Source organism: Burkholderia sp. COPS (genome assembly GCF_019425585.1).
Lineage (GTDB): Bacteria > Pseudomonadota > Gammaproteobacteria > Burkholderiales > Burkholderiaceae > Burkholderia > Burkholderia cepacia.
The window spans coordinates 221985-238929 of sequence record NZ_WIXR01000019.1 but is presented as its reverse complement, the minus strand read 5'-3'; the positions used below and the strand labels follow the sequence as shown (position 1 = coordinate 238929).

Genomic DNA, 16945 nt, shown 5'->3' with positions numbered 1-16945 from the left:
ACGGGTGAAGCAATGAGTGTCATCGACAAACGCGAGCGCGACCGCACCGCGGCGTTCGTCGCGCTGCTCGGGCAGTTTCCCGAGCAGCGTTGCGCGGCCGGCGCGGCGGGCACGATCGGTTACCGTGAGGCCGGCGCGCAGCATGCGGGCCGTGCGCTGCCCGTCGTGCTGCTGCACGGCATCGGCTCGGGCGCCGCATCGTGGGTCCGCCAGCTCGACACGCTCGGCGCATCGCGGCGCGTGCTCGCGTGGGACGCGCCCGGTTACGGCGTGTCGACGCCCGTGCACGGCGCGTCGCCGGCCGCCGCCGATTACGCGGCATCGCTGAACGCGTGGCTCGAGGCACTCGGCATCGAACGCTGTGTGCTGGTCGGCCATTCGCTCGGCGCGATCGTCGCGGGCGGTCTCGCCCGCGTGATGCCCGCGCGGATCGCCGGCCTGCTGCTGGTGTCGCCCGCGGGCGGCTACGGCAGCGCACCGGCCGAAACGCGCGAATCGCGCCGCGACGCGCGGCTCGCGATGCTCGCCGAACTCGGCCCGGCCGGGCTCGCCGAGCAGCGCAGCGGCAACATGCTGTCCGGTTTCGCGAACGAGGAGGCACGTGCGTGGGTGCGCTGGAACATGGCGCGTATCGTGCCGGCCGGCTACGCGCAGGCCACGCATCTGCTCGCGAACGCCGATCTCGCGGCCGATCTCGCCGGCTTTCGTGGCCGCACGGCCGTGGCCGTCGGCGCGAACGACGCGATCACGCCGCCCGCCGCGTGCGAGCGGATCGCCGCGGCCGCGCACGTCGGGCTCCAGGTGGTTCCGCAAGCCGGTCATGCCGGTTATGTCGAGGCGCCGGCCGTCTATTCCGCGCTGATCGACTCGTTCTGCCGTCAGTGCGACCAACAGCGGGGGCTGGCATGAACGAACCGCTGCAACGACCCGAACCCGAAAACGACAAGGCCGAAGCCAGCTACGTGGTGCCCGGCCTCGAACGCGGGCTGCGAATCCTCGCCGAATTCTCGCCGCGCGAGCCCGTGCTCGGTGCGCCGGAGCTGTCGAAGCGGCTCGGCATTCCGCGCACGACGGTGTTCCGCCTGCTGCAGACGCTCGAATCGCTCGGCTTTCTCGAGCGTGCGGACAAGGATCGCAACTACAAGCTCGGCATCGCCGTGCTGCGGCTCGGCTTCGAATACCTGAGCTCGCTGGAGCTGACCGATCTCGGCCTGCCCGTGATCGAGAGCCTGCGCGACGCCACCGGCTTCACGACGCACATCGTGATCCGTGATGGCCGCGACGTGGTGTTCGTCGCGAAGGCGCAGAGCCAGTCGCCGGTGTTCAGCTCGATCCGCGTGAACGTCGGCACGCGCTTGCCCGCGCATGCGACGACGCACGGCCACGTGCTGATGGGCGACCTGTCGCTGAAGGAGCTGCGCTCGCTGTATCCGGAAGGCACGCTGAACCGGATGACGAACGCGACACCGGAAACGGTCGACGCGCTGTACGAAGTGATCCGCGAGGATGCGCTGCGCGGCTACGGCGTCAGCAATTCGTCGTTCGAGCGCGGCATCTCGGTGGTCACGGCGCCGGTGCGCAACGAGACGCAGAAGATCGTCGCGTGCATCACGGTGACGGTGCCGCGTCCGGAAATCGACGCGGCGCTGATCGCGGACGGGCTGATCGACAAGGTGCAGCGCGCGGCGGCGGAACTGTCGCGGCGGCTCAATTACCGCTCGGATGACGAGCACACGTTTATGAAAGCATTAGGACTCCGATGATCCAGATCGATCTGACCGGGCAGGTGGCGGTGGTGACGGGCGGTTCGTCCGGCATCGGCCTCGCGACCGCCGAACGGTTCCTGCAGGCAGGCGCATCGGTCGCGATTTGCGGCCGCGACGGCGAGCGCCTGGCGCGCGCCGAGGCGATGCTCGACGAAAAATACCCGGGCGCTCAACTGCTCGCCGCGCGCTGCAACGTGCTCGACGAGCATGACGTCGCCGCGTTCGCGCAAGCGGTGTCCGCACGCTTCGGCCGCGCCGACATGCTGGTCAACAACGCCGGCCAGGGTCGCGTGTCGACCTTCGCGGACACGACCGACGACGCGTGGCGCGACGAGCTCGAACTGAAGTATTTCAGCATCATCCGCCCGACGCGCGCGTTCCTGCCGCTGCTGCGCGATGCGCAGGCGCCGACGATCACCTGCGTGAACTCGCTGCTCGCGCTGCAGCCGGAGCCGCACATGGTCGCGACGTCGTCGGCGCGCGCGGGCGTGCTGAGCCTCGTGAAGTCGCTCGCGAACGAACTCGCGCCGCAGCGCATCCGCGTGAACTCGATCCTGATCGGCATCGTCGAGTCGGGCCAGTGGCGCCGCCGTTACGAAGCGCAGGCGCAGGCCGGCGAAAGCTGGGAGGACTGGACGGGCGCGATCGCCCGCACGAAGCACATTCCGCTGAACCGCTTCGGCAAGCCCGACGAGGCAGCCTGGGCACTTTTTTATCTCGCAACGCATCTGTCGTCCTACACGACGGGCAGCCATATCGACGTTTCTGGAGGCTTTGCACGCCATGTCTGAAAAAACCACGGTTGGCGAGCTGATTGCCGCCTTTCTCGAGCAGTGCGGCGTGAAGACCGCATTCGGTGTCATCTCGATCCACAACATGCCGATCCTCGACGCGATCAACTCGCGCGGCAACATCCGGTACGTCGGCGCACGCGGCGAAGCCGGCGCATTGAACATGGCCGACGGCCTGGCCCGCGTGTCGGGCGGCCTCGGCGTCGCGTTCACGAGCACGGGGACGGCGGCAGGCAACGCGGCGGGCGCGATGGTCGAGGCGCTGACGGCAGGCACCGCGCTGCTGCACGTCACGGGGCAGATCGAGACGCCGTATCTCGACCAGGATCTCGCGTATATCCACGAAGCGCCGGATCAACTGTCGATGCTGGACTCGATCTCGAAGGCCGCCTTCCGCGTGCGCACCGTCGAAACCGTGCTGCCGACGATCCGCGAAGCCGTGCGCATCGCGCAGACGGCGCCGACGGGCCCGGTGTCGGTCGAGATTCCGATCGACATCCAGGCTGCTGAAATCGAATGGCCGGAAGACCTCGCACCGGCGCACGTCACGGTGCGCGAGCACGATTCCGCACGCGTCGCCAAGCTCGCCGATGCCCTCGCGGCGAAGCGCCGTCCGCTGCTGTGGCTCGGCGGCGGCGCGCGCCATGCACGCGCGGAAGTCGAGCGCCTCGTGAAGCTCGGCTTCGGCGTCGTGACGAGCGTGCAGGGCCGTGGCGTGCTGCCGGAGGATCACCCGGCGACGCTCGGTGCGTTCAACGTGCACGCGTCCGTCGAAGCGTTCTACAAGACCTGCGATGCGCTCGTCGTCGTCGGTTCGCGCCTGCGCGGCAACGAAACGCTGAAGTACAAGCTCGCGCTGCCGCAGCCGCTGTTCCGCATCGATGCCGACGCACTCGCCGACAACCGCGGCTATCGCAACGAGCTGTTCGTGCATGGCGATTCGAAGCGCGTGCTGGCCGAGCTGGCCGACCGGCTCGAAGGCCGCCTGTCGGTCGATCCGCAGTTCGCGGCCGATCTCGCGGCGGCCCGCGAGCAGGCGGTGGCCGACGTGTCGAAGGGCCTCGGGCCGTACAAGAAGCTGGTCGACACGCTGCAGGGTGCGGTCGGCCGCGACTACAACTGGGTGCGCGACGTGACGATCTCGAACAGCACGTGGGGCAACCGCCTGCTGAAGATCTTCGAACCGCGCTCGGGCGTGCATGCACTCGGCGGCGGCATCGGCCAGGGCATCCAGATGGGCATCGGCGCGGCGCTCGCGGGCGCGGCGGCGAAGACGGTCTGCCTGGTCGGCGACGGCGGCCTGATGGTCAACGTCGGGGAGCTCGTGACGGCCGTGCAGGAAAACGCGAACGTGATGATCGTGCTGATGAACGACCAGTGCTACGGCGTGATCCGCAACATCCAGGACGTGCACTACGGCGGCCGCCGCTGCTTCGTGCAGCTGCACCAGCCCGATTTCGCGCAGTTCTGCGCGAGCTTCGGCCTCACGCATTACCGGATCACGTCGCTCGACGACGCCGAGGCGATCGTGCGCGAAGGGATGGCCAAGGAAGGGCCGGTGATGGTCGAGGTCGACATGCTGTCGGTCGGCTCGTTCGCATCGCAGTTCGCGGGCCCCCCGGTGAAGAAAGAAGCGCCGACGGAGCGCCAGTATGCTTAACGGGCAAAAGCGGGCCCACGCCCCCGTCGATGTCGCGATGATCGGCTTCGGTGCGATCGGCGCGGCCGTCTACCACGCGGTCGAGCACGATGCGTCGCTGCGCGTCGCGCACGTGATCGTGCCGGAACACCAGCGCGCGGCGGTGCAGGGCGTGCTGGGCGGCGCGGTGGAGGTCGTGTCGTCGGTCGACGCACTGGCCCGCCGCCCCGAGTTCGCGCTCGAATGCGCGGGCCACAGCGCGCTCGTCGATCACGTCGTGCCGCTGCTGAAGGCCGGCACCGACTGCGCGGTCGCGTCGATCGGCGCGCTGTCCGACCTCGCGCTGCTCGACGTGCTCGCGCAGGCGGCCGACGAAGGCGACGCGACGGTCACGCTGCTGTCCGGCGCGATCGGCGGCATCGACGCGCTGGCCTCCGCGAAGCAGGGCGGCCTCGACGAAGTGCTGTACGTGGGCCGCAAGCCGCCGCTCGGCTGGCTCGGCACGCCCGCCGAGGAGATGTGCGACCTGCGCGCGATGAGCGAGGCGAAGGTGATCTTCGAAGGCACCGCGCGCGACGCCGCGCGCCTGTATCCGAAGAACGCGAACGTCGCGGCCACCGTGGCGCTCGCAGGCCTCGGCCTCGACGCGACGCACGTGCGCCTGATCGCCGATCCGGCGGTCGAGCGCAACGTGCACCGCATCACCGCGCGCGGCGCATTCGGCGAGATGTCGCTGGAAATGAGCGGCAAGCCGCTGCCCGACAACCCGAAGACGTCCGCGCTGACGGCGTACAGCGCGATCCGCGCGCTGCGCAACCGCGCGGCCCGCTGCGTGATCTGACCGGGCCATTGAATGTCCGCCCGCGCCACCGCGAGGGCGGACGTGCAGAGACAGATTTGTGGGACTTGTGACATGACTCCTTTCGATACGAGCCTCGTGCCCGACGGCAACATCCTGATCGGCGGCGAGTGGCGGCGCGGCCGTGGCGCGCCTTACGCGAGCATCTATCCGGCCGACCAGTCGCTGAACATGGAGGTGTCGACGGCGAACGCGGAAGACGCGGCCGAAGCCGTCGTGGCCGCCGACGCCGCCTGGCGCCGCGCCGACTGGGCCGGGCTGAAGCCGCACCTGCGCGCGCAGGTGCTGTACCGCATCGCCGACCTGATCATGCAGCGCCACGAGGCGCTTGCGAACCTGCAGCGTCGCGACAACGGCAAGCCGATCGGCGAGACGCGCGTGCTGGTGGCGAGCGCGGCGAACACGTTCCGCTATTTCGCGGCGTGCCTCGAAACGCTCGACGAGGAACTGACGCCGTCGCGCGGCGACTACCTGACGATGAGCGTGCACGAGCCGATCGGCGTGATCGCGGCGATCACGCCGTGGAATTCGCCGATCGCGTCCGATGCGCAGAAGCTCGCGCCGGGGCTCGCCGGCGGCAACGCGGTGGTGCTCAAGCCGGCCGAGGTCACGCCGCTCGTGTCGCTCGCGCTGGCCCGCATCTGCGAGGAAGCCGGCGTGCCGAAGGGCGTGCTGAGCGTGCTGCCGGGCAAGGGCTCGGTGATCGGCGACGTGCTCGTGCGCCATCCGCTCGTGAAGAAGGTGTCGTTCACGGGCGGCACGGAAGTGGGGCGCGGCATCGCGCGCATCGCGGCGGAAAAGCTGATGCCGGTGTCGCTCGAACTCGGCGGCAAGTCGCCGACGATCGTGTGCGACGACGCCGATCTCGATCATGCAGTGAACGGCGTGCTGTACGGCATCTTCAGCTCGTCGGGCGAAGCGTGCATCGCGGGTTCGCGGCTGTTCGTGCAGCGCGCGGTGTACGACGAATTCATGCAGCGCCTGGTCGCGGGCGCACGCAAGCTGCGCGTGGGCGACCCGACGCGCGCCGACACGCAGATGGGGCCGCTGATCACCGCGAAGCATCGCGAGTCGGTGGAGCGCTACGTGGCGCTCGGCCTCGAGGAAGGCGGCCGCCTGCTGTGCGGCGGCGAGCGGCCGTCGGGCGACGGTCGCGAGAACGGCTTCTTCTATCAGCCGACGATTCTTGAAGGCCTGCCGAACAGCGCGCGCATCTGCCAGGAGGAAATCTTCGGCCCGGTGCTCGTCGCGATGCCGTTCGACGACGAGGCGTCGCTGATCGCGCAGGCGAACGACAGCGTGTTCGGCCTGGCAGCCGGCATCTGGACGCGCGACTACAAGCGCGCGTGGCGTATCGCGCGCGCGCTGGAGACGGGCACCGTCTGGATCAACACGTACAAGCTGTTCTCGATCTCCACGCCGTTCTCGGGCTGGAAGGAGAGCGGGATGGGCCGCGAGAAGGGGCGTCTCGGCATCCGCGAGTACATGCAGCAGAAGAGCCTCTACTGGGGCTTGAACGACGCGCCGCTGCCGTGGGCGAACTGAGCGAAGGGGAAAAACGCAATGAGCATTCTGGGAATCGAGCAGATCACGTACGGGGTCGACGATCTCGCCACCTGCCGGCGCTTTTTCGCCGACTGGGGGCTGAAGGAAGTCGAGCACGACGACACGCAGGCGCGCTTCGAGACGCTGAACGGCTGCACCGTGCTGGTCGTCAAGGCCGACGACCCGGCGCTGCCGCCCGCGTTCGAAGCAGGCCCGACGCTGCGTGAAGTCACGTGGGGCGTCGCGACGCAGCAGGAACTCGACGCGCTGCGCGGGAAGTTTGCAGGCCAGCCCGGCTTTTATGCGCGGAAGGATGCGTTCGGTTGCACCGACCCGAACGGGATGGCGATCCGCATCGAAGTCACGCGCAAGCGCCCACTCGACATCACGGGTTCGCCGTCGAACGTGTGGGGCCGGACGCTGCGCGTCGACCAGCCGAGCCCGATCTACGCGCGTGCGGAGCCGGTCGAGGTCGGGCATGTCGTGTTCTTCACGAACTGCCTCGACGCGCAGGAAAAGTTCTATCACGAGCTGCTGGGCTTCGAGACGTCGGACCGCTACCCGGGCCGCGGCGCGTTCATGCGCTGCGCGCCGCACGGCGGCCACCACGACCTGTTCCTGCTCGCGCTGCCGAACGGCAAACGTGGCCTGAACCACGTCGCGTTCACCGTGCGCGACATCCACGAAGTGTTCGGCGGCGGCCTGCACATCGACCGCTGCGGCTGGGAAACGCAACTCGGCCCGGGTCGTCATCCGGTGTCGTCCGCGTACTTCTGGTACTTCCAGAACCCGGCCGGCGGCCTGATCGAGTACTACGCGGACGAAGACATGCTGACGCCCGAGTGGCAGCCGCGTGAATTCGAACCGGGCCCGACCGTGTTCGCCGAATGGGCCGTCGACGGCGGCCTCGACGGCAACACGCGCCGGCAGAAGCACGCGAAGGCGCCGGAAGGCAAGTTCATGACGGAGCGCAAATCGTGAGCGAAGAGAACGGACAGGCGCACGCCGCGCCGGGCACGGTCGTCGTGATCGGCGGCGGCCAGGCCGCCGGCTGGGTGCTGAAGACGCTGCGCGCGGAAGGTTTTGCGGGCCGTCTCGTGATGATTGCCGACGAGCCGCATCTGCCGTACGAGCGGCCGCCGCTGTCGAAGGCCGTGCTGGCCGGCGACGCCGATATCGAAACCGTGCGCGTCGTGCGTCCCGACGAATTCGACGCGCTGAACGTCGAGGCGTGGCAGCCGGAACGCGCCGCGTCGATCGACCGTGGGCGCCGCGTGGTGCGTACCGAAAGCGGCCGCGAGATCGAATACGACCGCCTCGTGATCGCGACCGGCGGCACGTCGCGCCGCCTGCCGGACGCGCTCGTGAAGACGCCGAACCTGCATTACCTGCGCACGCTCGACGAAGCGGCCGCACTCGGCGAGAAGCTGCGCGCGAGCCGGCGCGTGCTCGTGATCGGCGGCGGCTGGATCGGCCTCGAAGTCGCGGCGACCGCGCGCAAGCTCGGCGTCGAGGCGGTCGTGGTCGAAGGCGCGCCGCGGCTGTGCGGCCGCTCGGTGCCGCAGATCGTGTCGGATTTCCTGCTCGACCTGCATCGCGCGAACGGCGTCGACGTACGGCTCGGCGCGGCGCTCGCGTCGCTCGACGCACAGCGGGACGATGCGTCGAAGGTACGCGCGACGCTCGCCGACGGCACGACGATCGACGCCGATTTCGCGGTGGCCGGCATCGGCCTTGCGCTGAACGCATCGCTCGCGAGCGACGCGGGGCTGGCGATCGACGACGGCATCGTCGTCGACGAATTCGGCGCGACGAGCGACCCGGCGATCTTCGCGTGCGGCGACGTCGCGAACCATCACAACGGCTGGCTGAAGCGGCGCGTGCGGCTCGAATCGTGGGCCAATGCGCAGAACCAGGCGATCGCGGCCGCGAAGGCCGTGCTGGGCGTGCGCGCACCGTACGCGGAGATTCCGTGGTTCTGGTCGGATCAGTACGACGTGAACCTGCAGATCCTCGGCGATCTGCCGGCCGATGCGCAGCTCGTCGTGCGCGGCGAGCTTGCCGCGCGCCGCGCGACGCTGTTTTTCGTGGGCGAAGGGCATGTGAGAGGTGTCGTCGCCGTGAACAACGCGCGTGAGCTGAAGCTCGCGCGCAAGTGGATGAACCAGGGCCGGGCAGTGGATACGGAAGCGCTGGCAGACACGAGCAAGACACTGGCCTGACCGGGCGACGAAACCCAGGAGATCCCCCGCATGAGCACTTTCGACAATGTCGTGGCCGGTCGCGCCACGATGGAAGCTGCCGCCTCCACGCCCGGCGCGATCATCGCGCGGCTCGAGCGGCTTCCGGCCAACGCAATGCAGATCCGCGCCCGCGTGCTGATCGGCACTGCGACGTTCTTCGACGGCTTCGACGTGATCACGATCGCGGCCACGCTGCCGCTGCTGATTCACAAATGGGGGCTGTCGCCGACCCAGATCGGCCTGCTGATCGCGTCCGGCGCGATCGGCCAGCTGATCGGTGCGTTCCTGTTTCCCGCGCTGGCGGAGAAGCACGGCCGCGTGAAGGCGATCGCGTGGAGCTCGGCCGTGATCGGCATCACGAGCATCGCGTGCGGCTTCGCGCCGACGTTCGAGATCTTCGTGGTGCTGCGGATCCTGCAGGGCCTGGGGCTGGGCGGCGAGCTGCCGGTCGCCGCGACGTACATCAACGAGATCACGCGCGCACATGGCCGCGGCCGCTTCGTGCTGCTGTACGAGATCGTGTTCCCGATCGGCCTGCTCGTGTCGATGGCACTCGGCGCGTGGCTCGTGCCGCGCTTCGGCTGGGAGATCATGTACTTCGTCGGCGGGCTGCCGCTGATCCTGTCGCTCGTGCTGACGCGCCTCGTGCCGGAATCGCCGCGCTGGCTCGCGTCGCGCGGGCGGCTCGCGGAAGCCGGGCGGGCGACGAGCGCGTTCGAAGCGTCGGTGCGCGGCGAACTGCCGCCCGTCACGCAGGTGGCCGCGTTCGACGAGATGGTGCGCCAGCACCCGAAGCGCCGGATGAGCGACCTGTTCAGCGCCGCGTATCGCAAGCGCACGCTCGCGGTGGCGACGTTGTGGGCGACCTGCGGGTTCATCCAGTACGGGCTGTCGACGTGGCTGCCGACGATCTACAAGAACTTCTATCACGCGCCGCTGCAGCTCGCGCTGAACCTCGCGGTGATCGGCTCGGTGATGGGCGTGCTCGGGTCGCTGGCGTCGGCGCTGCTCGTCGACAAGCTCGGCCGCAAGCCGGTGATCGTGTGGTCGTTCGTGCTGTGCGCGCTGTCGCTGGCGTTCGCGGGTGTCTGTCACGCGTCGTCGGTGTATGTCGTCTCGATCTTCTGCTCGCTGTCGCTCGGGTTGATGGCGTCGGGGTTCATCACCGCGTACGTCTATACGCCGGAGCAGTATCCGACGAGCATCCGCGCGTCGGGCTGCGGGCTCGGCAGCGCGTGGCTGAAGATCGCGTCGTTCGTCGCGCCGATGGTGGTGCCGCACGCGATCATCGGCGGGAATCTCGCGCCGGCGTTCTACCTGATCGGCATCGTGCCGCTGATCGCGGCGGTGACCGTGCACTTCGTCGGGATCGAGACGAAGGGGAAGGTGCTCGAAGCGCTCGAAGCGTAAGCGCGGCCGGCGGTAACAGATGACGTGCGCAGGCCCGGGCGATGCCCGGGCTTTTTGTTTTTCGCGGCGACGTTGGCATGGCCGACTCGAGGCTTGCGTGTTCTAATTCACGCTCCCGTTTTTCGATCGAGTGTCGTCATGCCCCTGTTCGAACCCGTCACGCTGGAAACATCCCGCCTCGTCCTGCGGCCGCTGCGCGAAGCCGACGCGCACGCCTTCTTCGAGATCTGGTCGGATGCGGAAGCGATGCGCTATTTCTCGTTCTCGCCGATGACGCACATCGAACAGGCCGTCGAGCGCGTCACGCGCAACCTGAACACGTCCGCGAGCGGGCAGAACCTGATCTGCGTGCTCGAACTGCGGGAAACCGGCGAAGCACTCGGCGAATGCGTGCTGTTCCATGCGAACGAGCAATGCCGGCGTGCGGAGATCGGCTTCAGCCTGCGGCGCCGGTACTGGCGCGGCGGCTACATGCGCGAGGCGGCGTCGGCCGTGATCGATCACGCGTTCGGCACGCTGCGGCTGAACCGGATCGAAGCCGATATCGATCCGCGCAACGTCGCGTCGGCGCGGCTGCTCGAACGGCTCGGCTTCGCGCGGGAAGGGTTGCTGCGCGAACGCTGGATCGTCGGTGACGAAGTGTCGGACAGCGCGCTGTACGGGTTGCTGGCGAGCGATCGCGGCTGATGCTGCGGCGGCGGTCTATTTCGCGGCGGAGACGATCGCGCATGCGTTGATGCAATTGCATGGCGCAATCGGGCTCGGCCCGCCAGGTTCGAATCGACGGCCGGCCGATGAGGTTGTATTCACAACTGTGCGAGCCAGCCCTCGACCTTGTCTTTCCCGCGCAGCGTCGCGACCCATCGGTCGGGCAACGCCCGTTCGCCGTACAGCACGCCGGCGAGGCCGCCGGCGATGGCTGCCGTCGTATCCGTGTCGTTGCCGAGCGCGATCGCGCGCTTCACGCAGTCCTCGTAGCTGCGCGTCGACAACAGGCAATGGATCGACGACCAGAAGCTGTCTACCACGTAACCCGATCCTTGCGGCGCGTCGAGGCGGCCGTCGAGCACGATCTTCAGTTCGATTTCGTCGGCCGTGCCTTCGTAGCGCGCGAGCAGTTCGTCCTCGGCTGCGCGCACCGCATCGGGCGCGGGCTGGCCATCGACGATCCCCAGCGCCGTCAGGCAATAGAGCGCGCAGCAAAGCTGCGAACGCACGTGCCCATGCGTGACGACGCTCTGCTTGTGCGCGAGCCGGATTGCGTCGTCATAGGACGCGGCGACCATCACGACGGGGAAGCAGCGCATCAGCGAGCCGTTGCCGTTGTCGCGCTCGTCGCGGGGCCCGGCCGATGCGGGCGCGGCGCCGGCCGCCAGCGCATGGAATGCGCGTTGCGTCTGCAGGCCGACGTCGAATACGCGGCCGTCCGGTGTGAATGCGCCGCGATGAAACCAGTCCAGCAGGTTGCCGGCGAACGTATCGAGATCCAGGTCGCGCTCGCGCAGCAGTGCGTCGAGCAGCGCGAGCGCCTGCGCACCGTCGTCGCTCCAGGTGCCGGGCGGTACGCCGTCGTGCGCGCGGGCGAAGCCCGGCGGCGGGGTCATGTCGATCGCGGCAGGGGGCGGAATCGAAGCGGCGTCGTGGAATTCGTACGGCACGCCGAGCGCGTCGCCAATCAGCAGACCAAGCAGGCCGCCGCGCAGGCGGGATCGTCGGTTCGGAATCGGTGTCATCGAAAGGAATTCGGGTTGGGGCGGCTTGCGTCGCGGAAGACCATGCACAAGACCTTGAGTCGAACCCCGTCATTATGCCGTCGCCGCCAATTGACGTATTTATCGGACTGTTCGCCGGGCGCCTGCGCGCGGTGGCGGCCGCAGTCGTCGTTGAAACGACCCGCGACGATTACGTCAACGCTCGCCCGGCCGGCACGTCGACAGGCACTTCGCGCTCCAGTGCCTTGGCGGCGAGTTCCCCGACCCAGTCTGCATCGGCGGGGTCGACGACGCCATATTGGTCCGGCGGAAAAAAAGCATGGTGGTGAGCCGCCGCAGACAGACGCTCACATTCGGCGCGAGCCAGCAGATAGGATGTCACGGCCAATGGCGCCGCCGGTCCACTCCATCTCAATCCGATGCGGACATGGGTGCGTGGCGCAAATGCGATTGCCAATTCTCGCCGCGGGATCAATCGTTTCGTCTCCGACGGGAACGTTGGCGGCGCGTACCAATTGTCTGCCGCAATTCGATGATCCAGCACCAGCCAATGACCGACGGACGTTCGGGCCAGGATCCACTGCCTGAGTCGGGTCCTGCTGGATTTGAGCTTGCCGTCGATCCATTCGTCGACGTAGAGGGGTTCCGGATCGTAGTCGTCCGACCACACGACGATTGCCGAGCATAGCGTATGGCGCTCCAATTCGACATGTCCGTTGGACGGCATTTCGCGCCAGTACCGCTGTCGGGTGCCGTACGTCGCGACGCACCAGTTCAGGCCGATCCACGCCGCGATGAAGAGCGCCGTGACCCATATGATGGTGACGGCTGTTCCGTCCACCGCACGATCCATGTCGAAGGTCGGATCGACCGTTCCGTGGTAAGCCAGCATACCCAGCAAATACGCGAGCACAGGGATCACAGGCCCGACTACGACCGGCAGCATCAGAATGGCGAGCCAGCTTCGGACATGCACGGTCCCCGCCGACCTGGCGCGCGCACGCTCCTCGTCGCTCATCGCCGCGACTTCCCGCGCGGCAATGTCGTCGCTCGGGGTGTGGAACCGCTCATACGTATTCGGGCATTCGGGCATTCGACGGGGCGTTCGGTGAAGGGGGGGGCGATAAAGCAGGGATTTCCTCGAGGAACTGATTCTTGCATACGTTAGGGGCGGTTCTCAGACGGACGCGTGTGTGTTTCACACGGAAAACAAGACCGATGCGCTGCGGCCGGTGCGAAACCATGCGGCAGGGGCCCGTATGCGCGGTTGGCCCGGGGTCGAACGACATCGGATGAAACGACGCCGGGAAGACACCGACGCGCGGGATTATCGAGCGCGGATGACTTGCCGGATTCACGGGACGAACGTACGCTGGGTCGATACCGCGATCGACCCACAGGTTCTCGACCATGCAAGCCCATCCTTTGCGTCTTTCCCCCGGCGACGATCTGCGCGGCGCCATCGAGGCAGCGCTACACCAGCATGAAGCGCGTGCGGCCTTCGTGATCCAGGGCATCGGCAGCCTGAGCGTCGCGCAGTTGCGCTTCGCCGGCGTCGATCAGCCGACCGAGCTGCGCGGCGACCTCGAAATCCTGACGCTGGCCGGCTCGGTGTCGCCGGACGGCGCGCACCTGCATATGTCGATTTCCGATGCGGCCGGCCGCGTGACGGGCGGCCATGTTGCGAGCGGCTGTGTGGTGCGCACGACGGCCGAGATCCTGCTCGCGCTGCTGCCCGCGCATCGCTTCTCGCGCGAGCCCGACGCGGGCACCGGCTTCAACGAACTGGTGATCCGTCGCGAGCCGGGCGGCGACACCCTATGAATGCGACTATGCATCGATCGCTGCGTCCTTTTCTCGCCGCATAAAAAAGCGCCGCGGCCTTTCGGCCCGCGGCGCCTTCCAGTGCGCTGCGACGTCGACCACCCGCCGCAGCCCGACTACGTGCTTACACCTGCACGGTGTCGGCCACTTCCTTGAAGTCTTCGATCTGGTCGAAGTTCATGTACTGGTAGATCTTGTCGCCATTGGCGGTGAGCACGCCCATGTCGGCCATGTACTCTTCCTTGGTCGGGATCTTGCCCAGGCGCGAGCAGATGGCCGCCAGTTCCGCCGAGCCGAGATACACGTTCGTGTTCTTGCCGAGACGGTTCGGGAAGTTGCGGGTCGACGTCGACATGACCGTCGCGCCTTCGCGCACCTGAGCCTGGTTACCCATGCACAGCGAGCAGCCCGGCATTTCGGTACGCGCACCGGCCGTGCCGAACACGCCGTAGTGGCCTTCTTCCGTCAGCTGCTTCTGGTCCATCTTGGTCGGCGGCGCGACCCACAGCTTGACCGGAATGTCGCGCTTGCCTTCGAGCAGCTTCGACGCGGCGCGGAAGTGACCGATGTTGGTCATGCACGAACCGATGAACACTTCGTCGATCTTGGCGCCGGCGACGTCCGACAGCGTCTTCACGTCGTCCGGGTCGTTCGGGCAGGCGACGATCGGCTCGTGGATGTCGGCGAGGTCGATCTCGATGACGGCCGCGTACTCGGCGTCGGCATCCGGCGACAGCAGTTGCGGGTCGGCCAGCCACTGTTCCATCGCCGCGATACGGCGCTGCAGGCTGCGCGGATCCTGGTAGCCCTGCGCGATCATCCACTTCAGCAGCGTGATGTTGCTGTTCAGGTATTCGATGATCGGTTCCTTGTTCAGGCGCACCGAGCAACCGGCGGCCGAACGCTCGGCCGACGCATCCGACAGCTCGAACGCTTGCTCGACCTTCAGGTCGGGCAGGCCTTCGATTTCGAGGATGCGGCCCGAGAAGATGTTCTTCTTGCCTTGCTTGGCGACCGTCAGCATGCCTTGCTTGATCGCGTACAGCGGGATCGCGTTGACGAGGTCACGCAGCGTGACGCCCGGCTGCATCTTGCCCTTGAAGCGGACCAGCACCGATTCCGGCATGTCCAGCGGCATCGTGCCGGTGGCGGCCGCGAACGCGACCAGGCCCGAGCCTGCCGGGAAGCTGATGCCGATCGGGAAGCGCGTGTGCGAATCGCCGCCGGTGCCGACGGTGTCGGGCAGCAGCATGCGGTTCAGCCACGAGTGGATCACGCCGTCGCCCGGGCGCAGCGCGATGCCGCCGCGCGTGCTGATGAAGTTCGGCAGCGTCTGGTGCGTCTTCACGTCGACCGGCTTCGGATATGCGGCGGTATGGCAGAACGACTGCATCACGAGGTCGGCCGAGAAGCCGAGGCAGGCGAGATCCTTCAGTTCGTCGCGGGTCATCGGGCCCGTGGTGTCCTGCGAGCCGACCGAGGTCATCTTCGGTTCGCAGTACGTGCCCGGGCGCACGCCCTGGCCTTCCGGCAGACCGCATGCGCGGCCGACCATCTTCTGCGCGAGCGAGAAGCCCTTGCCGCTGTCGGCCGGCTGGTGCGGCAGGCGGAACAGCGTCGACGGCGCGAGGCCCAGCGCTTCACGCGCCTTCGCGGTCAGGCCGCGGCCGATGATCAGCGGAATGCGGCCGCCGGCGCGCACTTCGTCGAACAGCACGTCCGACTTCACCTGGAATTCGGCGATGACCTTGCCGTCCTTCAGCGCCTTGCCTTCGTACGGGCGCAGTTCGACCACGTCGCCCATTTCCATCTGCGACACGTCGAGCTCGATCGGCAGCGCGCCGGCGTCTTCCATCGTGTTGTAGAAGATCGGGGCGATCTTGCCGCCGAGGCACACGCCGCCGAAGCGCTTGTTCGGCACGAACGGGATGTCTTCGCCGGTGAACCACAGCACCGAGTTGGTGGCCGACTTGCGCGAGGAGCCGGTGCCGACCACGTCGCCGACGTAGGCGACCAGGTGACCCTTTTCCTTCAGCGATTCGATGAACTTGACCGGGCCGCGCTTGCCGTCTTCTTCCGGCGTGATGCCCGGGCGTGCGTTCTTCAGCATCGCCAGCGCGTGCATCGGGATGTCCGGGCGGGTGGTGGCGTCCGGGGCCGGCGACAGGTCGTCGGTGTTGGTTTCGCCCGTGACCTTGAACACGGTGATGGTCAGGCTTTGCGGCACTTCCGGACGGCTCGTGAACCATTCGGCGTCGGCCCAGCTTTGCAGCACGGCCTTCGCGTGCGCGTTGCCCTTGTCGGCGAGTTCCTTGACGTCATGGAACTGGTCGAACATCAGCAGGGTTTTCTTCAGTGCGTCAGCGGCGACGGCAGCGACAGCCTCGTCGGACAGCAGCTCGATCAGCGGCTGGATGTTGTAGCCGCCCAGCATCGTGCCGAGCAGTTCGGTCGCGCGTTCGCGCGAGATCAGCGGGCAGGCGGTCTCGCCCTTGGCCACGGCGGCCAGGAAGCCGGCCTTCACGCGGGCGGCTTCGTCGACGCCGGCGGGCACGCGATGGGTGATCAGGTCGACGAGCGTCTGCTCTTCGCCGGCGGGCGGGTTGGTCAGCAGTTCCACCAGTTCGGCGGTCTGCTGAGCCGTCAGCGGCAGGGGAGGAATACCGAGCGCGGCGCGGGCGGCCACGTGAGCACGAAAGTTTTCAAGCATGGGGAGACCTGCTGATATTGCGTTTGAGGGGAAGGCCTTGCCGGCACTCCGGGGCTGTTCCAGGCACTGCTTTGAGCGGGATTCTAATCTCAATGATCTGTAACGTCAAATGTCTTATGTCTTATATAAGAGTTGAGAGTTGGGGTGCGGGAAAGTGTGGGGGGCGGGGGAGCCGGTGTTTGCGGATGTGCTTCGGCGGCTCGCCAGGGCATGCCTGCGGGCGAGGTGTCTCGGGTGTCCCGACTGTTGATGGGAGAAGCGGGGGCGGCGGTGTGCGTGACCGTGATCCGGGGCCGTCCGTCCGCGCCGGGTCGCCCGCGTTGCGGCGCCGGCCGCTGTCGTGTGAACAGGCAAGGGGCGCCCGAGGCTGCGGCCCGCGCGGGGGCGCTTCCGGAAGCCCGGAAGCCCGGAAGCCCGGAAGCCGGCGGCGCACATTTCTGTACAAG

Annotated in this window: 14 protein-coding genes; 11 read left to right on the top strand and 3 right to left on the bottom strand. The window is 67.8% G+C overall.

What is annotated here, in order from left to right:
- The first annotated feature begins 12 nt into the window (after window positions 1-12).
- The 10 genes from FOZ70_RS19480 (at window position 13) to FOZ70_RS19435 (ending at window position 10940) form a co-directional block, all read left to right on the top strand.
- Window positions 13-909 (top strand): alpha/beta fold hydrolase, encoded by an 897-nt coding sequence (locus FOZ70_RS19480; protein ID WP_219706524.1) that lies wholly within the window; start codon window positions 13-15, stop codon window positions 907-909.
- Window positions 906-1763 carry an IclR family transcriptional regulator gene (locus FOZ70_RS19475; RefSeq protein WP_059497041.1) on the top strand — a complete coding sequence of 286 codons (858 nt, stop codon included), beginning with the start codon at window positions 906-908 and terminating at the stop codon, window positions 1761-1763. The genes FOZ70_RS19480 and FOZ70_RS19475 overlap by 4 nt, the downstream gene beginning before the upstream one ends.
- Window positions 1760-2557: an SDR family oxidoreductase gene (locus FOZ70_RS19470; RefSeq protein WP_059484804.1), complete on the top strand. Its 798-nt coding sequence runs from the start codon at window positions 1760-1762 to the stop codon at window positions 2555-2557. Before FOZ70_RS19475 ends, FOZ70_RS19470 begins: the two co-directional genes overlap by 4 nt.
- The gene (locus FOZ70_RS19465; protein WP_219706523.1) at window positions 2550-4217 is read left to right on the top strand and encodes a thiamine pyrophosphate-binding protein; all 1668 of its coding nucleotides are present in this window, start codon (window positions 2550-2552) and stop codon (window positions 4215-4217) included. Before FOZ70_RS19470 ends, FOZ70_RS19465 begins: the two co-directional genes overlap by 8 nt.
- The gene (locus FOZ70_RS19460; protein ID WP_021161508.1) at window positions 4210-5037 is read left to right on the top strand and encodes an aspartate dehydrogenase; all 828 of its coding nucleotides are present in this window, start codon (window positions 4210-4212) and stop codon (window positions 5035-5037) included. The genes FOZ70_RS19465 and FOZ70_RS19460 overlap by 8 nt, the downstream gene beginning before the upstream one ends.
- 72 nt (window positions 5038-5109) lie before the next feature.
- A complete protein-coding gene (locus tag FOZ70_RS19455; protein ID WP_219706522.1) occupies window positions 5110-6600 on the top strand; it encodes an aldehyde dehydrogenase in 1491 nt (496 codons plus the stop codon).
- 18 nt (window positions 6601-6618) lie between these two features.
- Window positions 6619-7581, top strand: a complete 963-nt coding sequence (locus FOZ70_RS19450; RefSeq protein WP_059553650.1) for a VOC family protein — start codon at window positions 6619-6621, stop codon at window positions 7579-7581.
- Complete coding sequence (locus tag FOZ70_RS19445) at window positions 7578-8822, top strand: FAD-dependent oxidoreductase (protein WP_219706521.1); 1245 nt, start codon at window positions 7578-7580, stop codon at window positions 8820-8822. Before FOZ70_RS19450 ends, FOZ70_RS19445 begins: the two co-directional genes overlap by 4 nt.
- 30 nt (window positions 8823-8852) lie before the next feature.
- Window positions 8853-10253: an MFS transporter gene (locus FOZ70_RS19440; RefSeq protein ID WP_219706520.1), complete on the top strand. Its 1401-nt coding sequence runs from the start codon at window positions 8853-8855 to the stop codon at window positions 10251-10253.
- A 138-nt stretch (window positions 10254-10391) separates the two neighbouring features.
- Complete coding sequence (locus tag FOZ70_RS19435; RefSeq protein ID WP_219706519.1) at window positions 10392-10940, top strand: GNAT family N-acetyltransferase; 549 nt, start codon at window positions 10392-10394, stop codon at window positions 10938-10940.
- Window positions 10941-11059: 119 nt separating this feature from the next.
- Here the strand turns inward: FOZ70_RS19435 and FOZ70_RS19430 are convergent, their stop codons facing one another.
- The gene (locus tag FOZ70_RS19430; RefSeq protein WP_219706518.1) at window positions 11060-11986 is read right to left on the bottom strand and encodes an ADP-ribosylglycohydrolase family protein; all 927 of its coding nucleotides are present in this window, start codon (window positions 11984-11986) and stop codon (window positions 11060-11062) included.
- 169 nt (window positions 11987-12155) lie between these two features.
- A complete protein-coding gene (locus FOZ70_RS19425; RefSeq protein ID WP_219706517.1) occupies window positions 12156-13058 on the bottom strand; it encodes a hypothetical protein in 903 nt (300 codons plus the stop codon).
- Window positions 13059-13375: 317 nt separating this feature from the next.
- On the opposite strand from FOZ70_RS19425, the gene FOZ70_RS19420 reads away from it, so the two are divergent.
- Window positions 13376-13789 carry a PPC domain-containing DNA-binding protein gene (locus FOZ70_RS19420; protein ID WP_059553645.1) on the top strand — a complete coding sequence of 138 codons (414 nt, stop codon included), beginning with the start codon at window positions 13376-13378 and terminating at the stop codon, window positions 13787-13789.
- A gap of 124 nt (window positions 13790-13913) precedes the next feature.
- On the opposite strand, the gene acnB is transcribed toward FOZ70_RS19420, so the two are convergent.
- Window positions 13914-16499, bottom strand: coding sequence for a bifunctional aconitate hydratase 2/2-methylisocitrate dehydratase (gene acnB / locus FOZ70_RS19415; RefSeq protein ID WP_042976365.1), 2586 nt, complete (start codon window positions 16497-16499; stop codon window positions 13914-13916).
- Window positions 16500-16945: the final 446 nt, after the last annotated feature.

Coding starts and splice junctions, on each gene's coding strand:
- FOZ70_RS19430 (WP_219706518.1), bottom strand. CDS start 11,986: ATGACACCGATTCCGAACCGACGATCCCGCCTGCGCGGCGGCCTGCTT.
- FOZ70_RS19465 (WP_219706523.1), top strand. CDS start 2,550: ATGTCTGAAAAAACCACGGTTGGCGAGCTGATTGCCGCCTTTCTCGAG.
- FOZ70_RS19425 (WP_219706517.1), bottom strand. CDS start 13,058: ATGCCCGAATGCCCGAATACGTATGAGCGGTTCCACACCCCGAGCGAC.
- FOZ70_RS19480 (WP_219706524.1), top strand. CDS start 13: ATGAGTGTCATCGACAAACGCGAGCGCGACCGCACCGCGGCGTTCGTC.
- FOZ70_RS19420 (WP_059553645.1), top strand. CDS start 13,376: ATGCAAGCCCATCCTTTGCGTCTTTCCCCCGGCGACGATCTGCGCGGC.
- FOZ70_RS19450 (WP_059553650.1), top strand. CDS start 6,619: ATGAGCATTCTGGGAATCGAGCAGATCACGTACGGGGTCGACGATCTC.
- FOZ70_RS19475 (WP_059497041.1), top strand. CDS start 906: ATGAACGAACCGCTGCAACGACCCGAACCCGAAAACGACAAGGCCGAA.
- FOZ70_RS19440 (WP_219706520.1), top strand. CDS start 8,853: ATGAGCACTTTCGACAATGTCGTGGCCGGTCGCGCCACGATGGAAGCT.
- FOZ70_RS19455 (WP_219706522.1), top strand. CDS start 5,110: ATGACTCCTTTCGATACGAGCCTCGTGCCCGACGGCAACATCCTGATC.
- FOZ70_RS19435 (WP_219706519.1), top strand. CDS start 10,392: ATGCCCCTGTTCGAACCCGTCACGCTGGAAACATCCCGCCTCGTCCTG.
- FOZ70_RS19460 (WP_021161508.1), top strand. CDS start 4,210: ATGCTTAACGGGCAAAAGCGGGCCCACGCCCCCGTCGATGTCGCGATG.
- FOZ70_RS19470 (WP_059484804.1), top strand. CDS start 1,760: ATGATCCAGATCGATCTGACCGGGCAGGTGGCGGTGGTGACGGGCGGT.
- acnB (WP_042976365.1), bottom strand. CDS start 16,499: ATGCTTGAAAACTTTCGTGCTCACGTGGCCGCCCGCGCCGCGCTCGGT.